The organism is Aeromonas sanarellii (genome assembly GCF_000820085.1).
Taxonomy (GTDB): Bacteria; Pseudomonadota; Gammaproteobacteria; order Enterobacterales; family Aeromonadaceae; genus Aeromonas; species Aeromonas sanarellii.
In genome coordinates this window covers 14,001-26,652 of sequence record NZ_CDBN01000063.1, presented here as the reverse complement: position 1 = coordinate 26,652, position 12,652 = coordinate 14,001, and the positions used below count along the sequence as shown (strand labels likewise).

General features: G+C 65.1%; 13 protein-coding genes. 5 read left to right on the top strand and 8 right to left on the bottom strand.

From position 1 onward, the window contains the following. Positions 1–3 precede the first annotated feature (3 nt). Positions 4–309, bottom strand: coding sequence for a monooxygenase (locus BN1132_RS12430; RefSeq protein ID WP_042077984.1), 306 nt, complete (start codon positions 307–309; stop codon positions 4–6). A 121-nt stretch (positions 310–430) separates the two neighbouring features. Here BN1132_RS12430 and BN1132_RS12425 point away from each other — a divergent pair, with 121 nt between their 5' ends. Further along, positions 431–787: a winged helix-turn-helix transcriptional regulator gene (locus BN1132_RS12425; RefSeq protein ID WP_042077921.1), complete on the top strand. Its 357-nt coding sequence runs from the start codon at positions 431–433 to the stop codon at positions 785–787. Here BN1132_RS12425 and BN1132_RS12420 read toward each other — a convergent pair. The 3 genes from BN1132_RS12420 to BN1132_RS12410 form a co-directional block, all read right to left on the bottom strand. After that, the gene (locus BN1132_RS12420; protein ID WP_042077919.1) at positions 759–1,793 is read right to left on the bottom strand and encodes an acyltransferase; all 1,035 of its coding nucleotides are present in this window, start codon (positions 1,791–1,793) and stop codon (positions 759–761) included. The genes BN1132_RS12425 and BN1132_RS12420 overlap by 29 nt on opposite strands. Positions 1,794–1,953: 160 nt before the next feature. Then, complete coding sequence (locus BN1132_RS12415) at positions 1,954–2,574, bottom strand: PepSY-associated TM helix domain-containing protein (RefSeq protein ID WP_042077917.1); 621 nt, start codon at positions 2,572–2,574, stop codon at positions 1,954–1,956. A gap of 56 nt (positions 2,575–2,630) precedes the next feature. Beyond that, positions 2,631–4,673 carry a TonB-dependent receptor gene (locus BN1132_RS12410; RefSeq protein WP_042077916.1) on the bottom strand — a complete coding sequence of 681 codons (2,043 nt, stop codon included), beginning with the start codon at positions 4,671–4,673 and terminating at the stop codon, positions 2,631–2,633. 275 nt (positions 4,674–4,948) lie between these two features. Between BN1132_RS12410 and BN1132_RS12405 the strand changes: the two genes are divergently transcribed. Continuing rightward, entirely contained in the window at positions 4,949–5,431 is a 483-nt protein-coding gene (locus BN1132_RS12405; RefSeq protein ID WP_042077915.1) for a GNAT family N-acetyltransferase, read from the top strand. Between the two features lie 469 nt (positions 5,432–5,900). Beyond that, a complete protein-coding gene (locus BN1132_RS12400; RefSeq protein WP_042077912.1) occupies positions 5,901–6,638 on the top strand; it encodes a class I SAM-dependent methyltransferase in 738 nt (245 codons plus the stop codon). 59 nt (positions 6,639–6,697) lie between these two features. On the opposite strand, the gene BN1132_RS12395 is transcribed toward BN1132_RS12400, so the two are convergent. Then, on the bottom strand, positions 6,698–7,756 hold the full coding sequence (locus BN1132_RS12395; protein WP_042077911.1) for a porin: 1,059 nt from the start codon (positions 7,754–7,756) through the stop codon (positions 6,698–6,700). A 219-nt stretch (positions 7,757–7,975) separates the two neighbouring features. Here BN1132_RS12395 and glpX point away from each other — a divergent pair, with 219 nt between their 5' ends. Both glpX and BN1132_RS12385 read left to right on the top strand, forming a co-directional pair. Next, positions 7,976–8,986, top strand: a complete 1,011-nt coding sequence (gene glpX, locus BN1132_RS12390; protein WP_039040467.1) for a class II fructose-bisphosphatase — start codon at positions 7,976–7,978, stop codon at positions 8,984–8,986. A 248-nt stretch (positions 8,987–9,234) separates the two neighbouring features. Beyond that, positions 9,235–9,486: a YkgJ family cysteine cluster protein gene (locus BN1132_RS12385; protein WP_042077910.1), complete on the top strand. Its 252-nt coding sequence runs from the start codon at positions 9,235–9,237 to the stop codon at positions 9,484–9,486. A 156-nt stretch (positions 9,487–9,642) separates the two neighbouring features. On the opposite strand, the gene BN1132_RS12380 is transcribed toward BN1132_RS12385, so the two are convergent. Genes BN1132_RS12380 through BN1132_RS12370 form a run of 3 tightly spaced genes read right to left on the bottom strand, consistent with a single transcriptional unit; the run spans position 9,643 to position 12,624 of the window. Next, positions 9,643–10,806 (bottom strand): heme biosynthesis HemY N-terminal domain-containing protein, encoded by a 1,164-nt coding sequence (locus BN1132_RS12380; protein ID WP_042077909.1) that lies wholly within the window; start codon positions 10,804–10,806, stop codon positions 9,643–9,645. A gap of 10 nt (positions 10,807–10,816) precedes the next feature. Further along, positions 10,817–11,893, bottom strand: coding sequence for a uroporphyrinogen-III C-methyltransferase (locus BN1132_RS12375; protein WP_042077908.1), 1,077 nt, complete (start codon positions 11,891–11,893; stop codon positions 10,817–10,819). Continuing rightward, positions 11,890–12,624: a uroporphyrinogen-III synthase gene (locus tag BN1132_RS12370; protein ID WP_042077907.1), complete on the bottom strand. Its 735-nt coding sequence runs from the start codon at positions 12,622–12,624 to the stop codon at positions 11,890–11,892. The genes BN1132_RS12375 and BN1132_RS12370 overlap by 4 nt, the downstream gene beginning before the upstream one ends. Positions 12,625–12,652 lie beyond the last annotated feature (28 nt).

Genomic DNA, 12,652 nt, shown 5'->3' with positions numbered 1-12,652 from the left:
GGGCTAGACGATGCCCTTGGTGAGGCGACTCAGGGGCTCGTTGACGTCGAACACCTTGTACTGCACCGCGCTGGCGCCCATGGCGAGCACCCGCTGCTCGTGCATGGTGGCGTAGGCGAGGGCGCTCCCCTCATCCTCGAACAGATAGATGCCGCCCGCCTCGCCGGTGCGCGGGTTCTCGGTCCAGATCTTGGAGATGAAGCCCGGCTCCCGGGTGATGGACTCGGCCAGCGGCATGGCCGCGGCGGTGAGGGCCGGTCCCATCATCTCGGCGGGGAAGTTGAAATGGATCTGCAGCAGGCTGGGCATGATAAACCTCTCGTGGGCGTTGATTGACGGAATCCGCATCATAGGAAGCCGGCATCTTGGCTGCAAGAAGGCACATTTTAGTGGCATAGTTACCGCAAAGTAACCACTCGCGAGCCATCCCGTGTCCTCACTGCCCTGTCCCGCCTATCGGGTGTTGCGCCTGCTGACCGGCAAATGGAAGCCGGCCATCCTGTTTCATCTGCGTGCCCAGACCCTGCGCTTCGGCGATCTGCGCCGCTGCCTGCCCGAGGTGAGCCAGAAGGTGCTCACCGCCCAGCTCAAGGAGCTGGAGAGCGACGGCGTCATCACCCGCACCCTCTACCCGGACGTGCCGCCCAGGGTGGAGTACAGCCTGAGCCCGCTTGGCGTCGCCCTGCTCCCCCTGCTCCAGCAGATGCACGATTTTGCGCTGAACCACGCCGACCTGCTGGCCGGTCAGGGTCCTGTTTCTAGCGAGCCCGCAGCAACCGGCGGCTGAGGGCGGTGGTCGCCAGCAGCCGGTAGCCGAGCAGGGTGAGAGCCAGCAGCGCGGGCACCTTGAGGAGTTCCCACCACACCAGCTTGCCCTGGGGGCCGAAGATCATCAGCCACACCACCAGCATCATGTGCAGACAGTAGAGGCCGAGCACCTTGGGCGCCTGGCGCTCCAGCCAGCTGTCCTTGCCCCACGCCGGGTTGGCCAGCAGCAGGCCGAACAGCCCCAGCGCCCAGGGCAGGGAGCCCAGCAGGAAGTCGTGACGAGCGAGGGGGACGGCGGCAACGCGCAGCAGGCCTGCGGCCTCCAGGGCGTAGAGCCCCATCCCCGCCACCATCATCAGGGCGCAGCGCCTGGCGTCCGGCTGCCAGGTGCGCAGGCGCAGCTCGGCACCCAGGGCCACGAAGAGCAGGGAGAAGAAAGGGCCGTTGCGGGTCAGCAGGGCCCATTCGCCCCCCAGCAGCGGGCTATAGGAGCCGCCGATCAGGGCCAGTCCGTAGAGCAGGGCGCCCAGCAGCAGGGCCAGTCTCGGCAGGCGGGCCTGCTGGCAGAGCCCCAGGATCAGCACAGCCACCATCAGGGCGGGCAGGAACCAGAGGTGGATCATGCCGCCCACCCACCAGACGTTGAGCGGATCCCCCAGCTGCATCTGCCACTGGCCCGCCATGGCGGACAGGTAGCCCTCGCTCACCGCCGCGACCGGATTGAAGGGCACCAGCAGATAGAGCAGGCTCCAGGCCAGCCAGAGCCCCAGCAGGGGGCGGCAGTAGCGCAGTGCGACCGTCAGTGGGTGACCCGCGGCGAGGACGGGTTGCAGGAAGTAGCCGGCGCACAGGAAGAAGAGCGGCACCGCGAAGCGGCAGAGCTGATTGATGACGGCCCCGAGCAGGGGGTAGGGCGTGCCGTCCCACAGGGCGGGATCGAAGGGGTTGCTGAAGGGGGAGAGATGAATGGTCATCACGGCCAGGATGGCCACCACTCGCCCGCATTCGATGCTGGAGATGCGCATGATTCCTCGCGGTGTTCGGGATCTGGGCGCACCCTATCAGCCGCAGGCGACCCCCATCCAGCCGCCAGGCCGCCAACTGTGACCCCGCTCGTGACCGGTTACCCTTTGTTACCTCGGCCGACGGGGTGTTACTCCGTGGATGCCGGTCGCGGGCTGCGGCTCAGAGCAGGGCCACCAGTATCGTGGTCAGGGCGCCCAGCAGCAACAGGGCGATGCCGCGACCGGCGGGGCCGTGCAGCTTGTTCCACATCAGCAGGCTGGTGAGGGCCAGCAGCAGCATGGCCAGGGCCGCCAGATCCCCCACCAGTTGCCAGGGCAGGCCGGTGCCCATGCCGCGGTGCAGTCGGTTGAGGCTGGCGGCGAAGTTGGCCTGCTGCAGCTCGGTGCGTACCAGCAGGGTGCCTTCCACATAGCTGGCGGCCACGCTCTGGCTGAGGGTGACGCCACGCAGCTCCCAGCGGGCCGGCAGGGTGAGGGGGCCGGATGGCGTGGGCAGGGTCTGGGGCGGAGTGATCTGGGGTCGCCCCTCCTCGAATACCTCCGCATAGCGTTGTTGCAGTAGGGCTTTCAATTCATCCGGGCTGGCCAGCGGCGTGCTCAGCACTATCTCCTCGCTGGATTTCCCGGTGTGGGGACCGGGCAGCGGCAGCACGGCCCTGTGTTGCAGCCAGAGGCCGGTGAGGCCGTAGAGCAGCATCAGGGTGAGGGTGGCAAAGCCGGCCCAGGCGTGGATGCGGCGCACCCACTTGTTGTTGTGCAGGGGGAGTCTTCTGGGTGTCATTGCTCGTGTGTCACAGAGAGCCTGGCCAGCGAAAGGCTGGCCAGGGGAGGGGAGAGTCAGAAACGGTAGGCGGCGGTCAGGTGCAGCTGACGGGGCGTGCCCGGCATGATCTGGGCCGCGCTGGTGGCGCTGACGAAGTAGTCGTGATCGGTCAGGTTCTCCACGCTCAGCTGGGCTTCCCACTGGGGCCAGCGGTAGCCGGCACGGGCGTCGAAGCGAGCGTAACCGGGCAAGGTGGTGGTGTTGGCGTTGTCGGCGAAGCGATCCCCCACCGCCGTTACCCCGGTCTCGCCGAACCAGCCCTGCTGGCCGCTCTGGTAGCCGGCGAACAGCTGGCCGTTCTGGCGGGAGACGTTCATCGGCCGCTTGCCTTGCAGGTCCGCGTCCGCCTTGACCTGCTCGGCGTCCTGGATGGCGACGCCGCCGCGCAGATAGATCTCGTCGGTCAGCTGGGCACGGGCGCTCAGCTCGATGCCGTCGGTGCGCTGCAAACCGGTGAGGATCACCTTGGTGGGATCCAGCGGATCCTTGCTGCGCTTGTTGTACATCTCCAGCCGGTAGAGGGAGAGGGTGGTGGCGAGGCGGCCGTTCAGCCAGTCGCTCTTCACGCCGCCCTCGTAGAGCCGGGTGTGCTGGGGATCCAGGTGGTTGTTCTTATCCCCCGGGGTGATGCCGATCAGCTCCCCGCCCACCGGGGTGAAGGTCTTGCTGTAGGAGGTGTAGAAGGCGTGCTCCTCGATGGGGTTCCACACCAGGCCCAGGCGCGGGCTCAGGCTGGTGACCGAGAGGGTCTCCTCCTTGTCGAGGTCGTTGCGGCGGCTGGTGACGGTGAAGTCGTCCCGGCGCAGACCCGCCAGCAGGTGCCAGTCGCCCAGGCTGAGCTGATCCTGCACGTAGAGGCCATAGCCGCGCACCCTGTGATGGGCGTCGCTGGAGAGCTTCATGGCGCCGTCGTAGGTGGGCAGGGAGCCCGGATCGTAGAGATCGCCCGGCGGGATCGGGCTGGCGTTCTGGTAGAGCTTGGGGGTGCGCTCCTGCCAGCCCTGCTCCAGGCCCACCAGCAGACGATGGGCGACGGGGCCGGTCTGCAGCTGGCCTTCCGCCTCGGTGTTGCTGGTGAGGCTGCTGGCCTTGAGATCCTGCTGCCAGCGGGCTCGGGTCACCTTGTCACCCTTGACGCTGGTGACATAGGTGTTGTCGAACTGGCTGTCGAGGGTGGTGTAGCCGAGCTGCTGGCGCAGCTGCCACTGATCGTTGAGGTCCCAGGTGAAGCGGGAGCGGGTGGACTGGGCCAGGTCGTCGATGAAGTCGCGACGGGTGTCGCTGTAGACGCTCTCGATGGGCACGTCGGCCGGGCGACCATCGACGCCGGGGATGCCGCGATCCGGGGTGCGATCGTGCTCGTTGCGCTCGTACTGCACCAGCCAGTTCAGGGTGTCGGTGATCTCCCAGTTGACGGAGGGGGCCAGCAGGGTGCGCTTGCTGGTCACGTCGTCGCGAAAGCTCTCCTTGTCCTCCTGGGCCAGGTTCAGGCGCAGCTGCACCCGTTCACCCGCCTCGCCGTTGAGATCGGCGGCCAGGCGTCGGCTGTCGAAGCTGCCGACCCGGGCGCTGACGCTGGAGGCCTGCCCTTTCTGGGGGACCTTGCTGACCCGGTTGACGATGCCGCCTGTGCTGCCACGGCCGTAGAGCACGGCGGCGGGGCCCTTGAGCACTTCGACCCGCTCGATGTTGCCAAGGTCGCGGGTGTACTGCATGTCGTCGCGCAGGCCGTCGAGGTAGAAGTCGTTGCTGGCGCTGAAACCGCGGATGGTGACGCCGTCGAAACGGGTGTCACCGCTGGCGTTGACGCCGGGGATGCCGGTCAGGGCTTCACTCAGGGTGGGCTGACCGAAGGCGGTCAGCTCGCTTGCCTTGACGCTCTCGATGCTCTGGGGCACCAGCTTGGCCGGGGTGGCGGTGCGGGTCGCGGTAGCGACCTCCTCGTGCTGGCTGCGTTTGCCGACCACGGTCAGGGTTTCGTCTTCGGCGCGGGGGCTGGCGCAAACCGCCAGCAAGGCGACGCCCAGCAGGGCGCGCGGGGGTTTGGAATGGTTCATCTGGGTGTGACTCTTGTCGACCAATCGGCCTGAACTTGTTGATTTATTTGTAATTATTGATTTCTCTCATCGCGAGAGGTTGCTAATGATATTGATTTTCATTTGCCTTGCAAGGAGAAGATGCAAGAAAAAGAGATCATTGGCGGGCAGGCTCTGAGGGTGGCTGGAGCCTTGGGGGAAAAGGCCGGGGGGGAGCCTTGGTTCGGTCAGGGGGGGAGGCTACCATGGTGGCCTCGCGCCTTGGCGCACCATCCGGCACACACAGGGAGAGAGACATGGTCGAGATCATCAGGGCGGATCTGCACAACCCTCGCCACGGCGAGGCGCTGATCGCGATGCTGGACGCATACGCCAGGGACGAGATGGGGGGCGGCAGTGCGCTGGCGGACGAGGTGAAGGCGAATCTGGCCAAAGCCCTGGCCGCGCGACCCGGTGCCCACGTGCTGCTGGCCTGGGTCGATGGGGAGCCTGCTGGCGTTGCCACCTGCTTCGAGGGCTTCTCGACCTTCGCCTGCCAGCCCCTGCTCAATATCCACGATCTGGCGGTGCATCCGGCCCAGCGCGGCCGCGGCATCGGCAAGCGGCTGCTGGCGGAGGCGGAGCGGCTCGCCCGGGAGCTCGGTTGCTGCAAGCTGACCCTGGAGGTGCTGGAGGGGAACAAGGTGGCTCAGGCCGCCTACCGGGCCAGCGGTTTTGCGGGCTATGAACTCATTCCCGAGGTGGGCCGGGCCCTGTTCTGGCAGAAGAAGCTGGGATGAGAGGGTCGGCAAACATAATCTGCCGGGCTTGCCTCTGAGGCTCCTGGCCCCTAGAGTGGCACCAGATTTTTCAATGTGTTGATGGAACCGGCCCGGCCGGGTGAGTGACATGACCCTTTATGCTTCGGATCAGCGAGTGACCCGAATGAACTCCGTACAGATGCGCACGATGAAGCATTGTCCGGAGCCGGTGGAGGCCCAGACCTCCCATCCATTCATCGTGCAGTGACGACCGGATCTCGCTACCTCGCGGGAGCCGTGACCTTGCCGCACGACTGAACCAAGGCCATAGACGTTGCCTCGTCTATGGCCTTTTTTGTTGCCCCGCAGCCAGGCTGCGGGTGCGAGACAGAGCAGAGGCCCGCCCGGGTCTCTGCTTTTTTATGGTCTGTCATGACCGACGGGTATGCTTGGCAAGGGCCGGGTCGTCGGCCAGAGAGGCTGACCATCTTCAAGAGGAAACAGTGCAATGTCACAAAATATCTATGACGAACCAGATTTTTTTGAGGGCTATGCCCAACTGCCACGCTCCCTTCACGGGTTGGCGGGGGCGCCGGAGTGGCCAGCGCTGCACGCCATGCTGCCGGGGCTTGCCGGCAAGCGGGTGCTGGATCTGGGCTGCGGCTATGGTTGGTTCTGCCGGGCAGCCAGAGAGCTCGGGGCTGCCGATGTGGTCGGTATCGATCTCTCCGCGAAGATGCTGTCCCGTGCCGCCGAGCTGACCCGGGATGAGGCCATCCGCTATCGGCAGGGGGATCTGGACGGTCTTGCGCTGTCCGATGAGCCTTTCGATCTCATCTACAGCTCCCTGGCGTTCCATTACTTGCCCGAGGTGGCGCCGCTGTTTGCGGAGATCCACCGTGCGCTGGTGGCGGGCGGCAGCCTGGTGTTCTCGGTGGAGCACCCCATCTTCACCTGTCCGCAGCCGCAAGGCTGGCTGGTGGATGCAGAGGGACGCCGCTCCTGGCCCGTCAACGGCTACCAGGCCGAGGGCAAGCGGGTCAGCAACTGGCTGGCGGAGGGGGTGGTCAAGTATCACCGCACCCTGGGCACCTACCTCAACGCCCTTGTCGCCGCGGGATTCGAGATCCGCCGCGTGGAGGAGTGGGGGCCGACGGCGGCGCAGATTGCGGCCAACCCGGCCCTGGCGGAGGAGGCGGAGCGCCCCATGCTGTTGCTGGTGTCGGTGCAAAAGCCCCTGGCCTGACGCAATAAAAAACGGCGCGCAGAGTGCTCTGCGCGCCGTGTCGTCAGGTGGTTGCCGACTTAGAAGTCGTAGCGGGCCGCCAGCTGGAAGTCATCCTTGGTGTTGAGCTTGCCGCTGTCATTGCTGTCGAGGTTGTTGATGCGGTACTCGCCGATGACGCGCAGATTCTTGTTGAACTTGTACTGGGCACCCAGGGTGTAGTAGTCGATGGAGTCGTAGTCGGACTTGCCGCTCTGCTCCACCTTCTGCTTGTTCCACAGGGCCATCAGGCCGAAGCCGTTCTCGAAGTTGTAGCCCAGCGCCCCTTCCCAGCCGGTGTGATCCTTGCCGGTGGCCAGGAAGTCGCTGCCGTCGGCATAGCTCAGGGCGGCGTAGACGGCCTTGTTGTCGTACTTGGCGGAAAGCAGCCACAGCTTGGCATCCTCTTCACCGCTCTTGTCGCGGATCCCCACGTTGTAGGCGGTACCCAGGGCCAGGTTGAACGGGAAGGTATAGGCCAGGGCGGCGCCGTAGGCGGCATCGCTGTCCTTGCTGGTGGTCTCTTCAGTGTCACCGCCGTCGAACTTGTAGCTGGTGTCTACCTGGAAGCCGTTGAACAGGCCGGAGTACTTCAGCACCGAGCCGGCACGGTTGGTGGCGAAGGTGTCGGTCTTGGCGCCCAGCGCCTCGTTGCCGTAGCCGTCGGAGAGGGAGACATCGGTCCAGTCAGCCAGGAAACCCGGGGCCCCCTTCTGGCGACCGAAGGTGACGTTGCCCCAGTCGGCACCCACCCCGGCGAAGGCCAGACGGGTGCGCATGTTGTCGGAGTTTTCGCTGACGGTCTTCTCGCTGTCGTTGATGTACATCTGCAGCTCGTACTGGGCCAGCGCCTTGAGACCCGGGTTGATCTCGCTCTCTGCCTTGGCACCCAGGCGGACAAACTGGTTGGCCCCCTGCTTGTCGCTGTACTCGTTCTTGATGTCGCCGTTGGCATCCAGCTCCTTCTTCTCGCCGAAGAACTGGCCGGCGTAGATGCGACCGTAGAGGTCGAGCAGGGTGCTTTCGTTCTTGTAGACTTCGACGGCTTGGGCCTGGAAGGCGGCGGTGAGAGCCAATGCCACTACTGTGAGCTTTTTCATCATGATCCCTTGTGTTGCAAGCTGCTGTTTTAAAAGACGGGGCCATGCTAGAAGCGGCTGATGACGGCGGGGTGACGGTGCGGTGAACAAGCCGTGGCAGTTTGGTGTCAATTGGATGAAAGTCCGCGATTTATATGGCTGGCCGCCACTTTTACGCGCAAAGGTTTGCCCTTGTGATAGAATGCCGCCCGTTTTCGAGCTCCTAAGGTTGGATATGCGATGAGACGTGAACTGGCAATCGAATTTTCCCGAGTGACGGAAGCGGCTGCACTGGCCGGCTACAAGTGGCTCGGACGTGGTGACAAGAATATCGCCGATGGCGCGGCCGTGGCGGCCATGCGCCACATCCTCAATCAGATCCAGATCGATGGCGAGATTGTGATCGGCGAAGGGGAGATCGACGAAGCCCCCATGCTCTACATCGGCGAGAAGGTGGGCACGGGTCAGGGCGACGCCGTGGACATCGCGGTCGACCCCATCGAGGGAACCCGCATGACCGCCATGGGTCAGGCCAATGCCCTGGCCGTGCTGGCGGTGGGCGACAAGGGCTCCTTCCTCAAGGCCCCCGACATGTACATGGAGAAGCTGATCGTGGGCCCCAAGGCGAGAGGCGCCATCGATCTCGATCAGGCCCTGGAGCTGAACCTTAAGGCCGTGGCCAAGGCGCTCGGCAAGCCCCTCTCCCGTCTGACCGTCATCACCCTGGCCAAGCCGCGTCATGACAAGGCGATCAAGGAGATGCAGGGTCTGGGAGTGCGGGTGTTCGCCATTCCCGACGGCGACGTGGCCGCCTCCATCCTCACCTGTCTGCCGGACAGCGAAGTGGACATGCTCTACGGCATCGGTGGCGCGCCGGAAGGGGTGATCTCCGCCGCGGTGATCCGCGCTCTGGACGGCGACATGCAGGCCCGCCTGATCCCCCGTCACCAGGTCAAGGGTGACAGCCCCGAGGTGCGCGCCCTGGGTGAACAGGAGATCGCCCGCTGCGAGGAGCTGGGCATCGACGTGAGCAAGGTGCTCAAGCTCGAAGATCTGGCCAAGAATGACAACGTCATCTTCTCCGCCACCGGCATCACCAAGGGTGATCTGCTGGAAGGGATCACTAGCGACGGCGTCATGGCGACCACCGAGACCCTGCTGATCCGCGGCAAATCTCGCACCATCCGTCGCATCAAGTCGATTCACTTCCTGGATCGCAAAGACAGCGTGGTACGTGACATCATCCTGTAAGCAGGAGGATGGCTGTGGCGGCAAGTCGCGTACTCTCATACCGTCGTAACGAGTCGATCCACTTCCTGGATCGCAAGGACAGCGTGGTACGCGACATCATCCTGTGATGTGCTGACTCCCGCAGCAAAAAGCCCGGCACTGCCGGGCTTTTTGCGCTCTGCAGGGCGCCAGGGTGCCCGGGCAGGGATAAGGCTTAGGAGAAACCGGACTCCTTGCTACACTGCGGTGCCCCACAGAGGAAAAATCACATGGAATGTCGTCAGGGATGCGGTGCCTGCTGCATCGCCCCCAGCATCAGCAGTGCCATTCCCGGCATGCCGGACGGCAAACCGGCCGGGGTGCCCTGCGTGCAGCTCGATGTGCACCTGGGGTGCAAGATCTTCGGCCAGCCCGAGCGCCCGGCGGTGTGCGGCGGCTTTCAGCCCATGGCGGATGTGTGCGGCTCCCATCGTCAGGAAGCCATCTGGCTGATCGGCGAGCTGGAGCGGCTGACCGCCTGAGCCCTTGACCCTCTCCCTCGGGGAAAGAGTGTCTGCTTGTACCCCTTCATCTCCGCCCCTTCTCCTGCAAGGGGAGAAGAGAGCCGCCATTCGGAACAATACCAATAAAAGAGGCCGCAATTGCGGCCTCTTTTTTGTCTCCCGTGACCGGCAAGGTCAGACGTCCGCCAGTTGCAGGGCCTGACGGTAATACTCGTTGGCCTTGTTGGTGAGCCTGCGCTTGTCCATCACCTGGCCGAGGGCGTGGTAGAGGGCGGCATCCGGTGCTTTCGCCACCTCCTGCTCCAGCAGGTGCTGGGCTTCGTCCAGCTGGCCGGCCAGCAGGCAGACCCGTGCCAGCGCCGCTTCGGCGCCCGGCTGATCCTGAATCTTTCTGAGCAGGGCCAGCATGGGCTGGTAGTCGTCCAGCTTGAGCCTGGGCAGGCGGGCAAACAGCTCGGGGGTGGGATCCTTGCGCAGGGCCTCCAGCCAGAGATCGGCGGCCTCGGCATCGGCGCCCAGCCGGCGCAGGTGATCCCCGTAGCTGGCCAGCAGCACGGGCTCCTGGCGCAGCTTGCGGGGCATCCCCTGCCAGACCGGGCGCAGGGTCTCCAGCGCACCGCTGGCGGCCTCCAGCCGGCCGGTCCAGGCCTGGTACAGCAGGGCCTCCTCCTGCTGGGCCGTCAGTTTGCCCACCTTGCGCAGGGCCGGGGCGAGATCGATCAGGGCCGTCCAGTCCTCACGGGCCAGGTACACCTGACGCAGCTGATCCAGCACCATGGGGTGACGTGGATGCAGGGCATAGATGGATTCGAGGCGGCCGAGGGCACTGTCGTACTGCCCCTGCTCGATCTGCAGCTGGGTCTGGATCAGGGTCAGGGCCAGCTCCGCCTTGGGGTTCTCCTCCTGTGCCTTCTGCAGGTAGTGATCCCGGCGTACGTCATCCCCACGGGCCTGGGCCACCCGGGCGGCGCTCAGGTAGTTGAGCAGCGGGGTGTCGCTGTTGTCGGCTCCCTTGATGAGCAGCTTCTCGGCCTGGTTGTAGTGCCCCTCGGCCATGGCCAGGGTGGCGTTGACGGTTTGCAGGTTCGCCTTGCGGCGACGGCGGGAACCGAACCAGCCTTGCGTCTTGCGGCGCAGGCCGAACACTCGGCCGAGCAGCCACTCGACGATGAGCAGGGCGCCGTAGAACAGCACCGCCAGGATCACCGCGCTGGTGACCGAGGATTCCACCGTGTAGTTGCCGAGCGAGATGAGCACATAGCCCTTGTTGCCTGAGGCTTCGGGACCGAAGACGAGGCCCGCCACCATCACGGCGACTATGACGATCAGACGAATCATGGTCTCCTCCTCAGTTGCCGGCCAGGATGCGTTGCAGGCGCTCGGTCAGCACCTGCTCCAGCATGGCCTGGGTCTTGAATTGATTCGGATAGTCGAACTGGATCTGCTCCCCTTTGAGCTTGTCGAGCTCGGTCTGCATGTAGTGGGTGGCGCTGTTTTCAGTGTCGAAGTATTGGGTCAGCCAGCGCTGGGCCTTCTCCAGGCTGTCGGTGTAGAGCGCCTGCTGCTCCCGATAGACGGCGAGCTGGGCCTGCAGCAGCTTGGTCTTGAGGTTCTCCCGCAGGAAGATCTCCTGCTGCGGGGAGAGCAGGGCCTCCACGGCGCCGTCGCGGCGGCGGATGGTGATGAAGTTCTCGGTGAACTTGACCCAGTTCTTCTTGAGATTGCTCTGCCACTCGTCCGGGTTGGTGCTGACGGTCTGGTCGGGCTCGCTCTTGGCTTCGGGCATGCTGACGGTGGAGAGGGGCAGCAGCTCAATCTGATCGGAGAGGGCGGCCAGCTTCAGGGTCAGCCCCTCGCGATCGACCCGCGGCATCCCCTTGAGCTGGGCGATGTCTTCCGCCAGCGCCTTGCGAATGGGCATCAGGCTGGGATCGTTGAGCGCCTTGATGCGCTCGTCGGCATTGCCGAGCAAGGTGATGGCGGAGATGAGGTCATGCTCGAGCCACAGCTTGCGGCCCGCCATGCGGACCAGGTATTCGGATTCGGCCAGCATCCAGTCGTTGGGCCTCTTGTCGTCGAGATCCAGCACCTTGGTCTGCAGGGCGCCCAGAGCCTCCTGCAACTGCTGCTGGCTCTTGCCGAGGGCGCCGATCTGTTCGGCATCCTTGCTGCTGCTCTGCTCCAGCTTGCCCATGACCTCGGCCAGCTGCTGCTTGAGGGCGCCTATCTCCCCCTGCTGGGTGACGGCATTCTTGTGGCCGTGCAGGTAGAGGCCGCCGGTCAGGCCGAGGGCCAGCAGGATAGCGATGCCACCGAGCACGGCGCCGGAGCCGCCCTTCTTGCCGGCAGGGGCCTTCTGGCCTGGCTTGTTGTTGTCGGCCACGGGGGCCGCGGCACTCGGCTGGACTTCTTGCTGTTCAGTCATTCCATCTTCCTCAGTTCCAGGGCGGCCACCAGAGCCTGGTTGGATGCACCTTGGGCAATCACGATACGGGTAAAACCAGCTCCCTCGGCCATCTCGGCCACCCGGGGACTGGGCACCACCAGCAGGCGGTCATGGAGCCAGGGGTGCTGCGGGCCGGGCACCAGGGCCAGCAACCGCTGCAGCAGTTCACCGCTGGTGATGAGCAGGCTGTCGAGGCCGGCCGCCTGCCAGCGGCGGGTCAATGCGTCCCCGTCAAGATCGGGGTAGTGGCGCTCGTAGGTGGCACAATAGTGCACCAGTGCGCCGCGTGAGGCCAGCGTACGGGCGATGAGATCCCGCCCGTCGTTGCCGCGCAGGATCAGTACCCGCTTGCCGTTCACCTGTTGCAGGTCGGGCAGGGCCAGCAGGCCTTCGCTACGGGGATCGTCCGGGCACAGCGCCTGGATGCCCGCCTCGGCGAAGGCGTCCGCGCTGGCCTGACCGACCGCAAAGTACTCAATATGTGGCCAGGTCTGACCAGTTTGCAACAGAAAATGATGAGCAAAATGAACTGCATGCACGCTGACGGCGATAACGAGGTCGGCATTTTGCAGCATGTCAGCCAGGCGGGGGAGGTCGCCGCCCGCCACGGTTTCCAGCAGCGGGCAGCAGAGCGGTGCGTGGCCCTGCTGGCGCAGCAGTGTCGCCAGCTCGGCGGCCTGGGCGGCCGGGCGCACCACCAGGGGGACCATCAGATCTTCCCCATCGCCAGGGACCGGA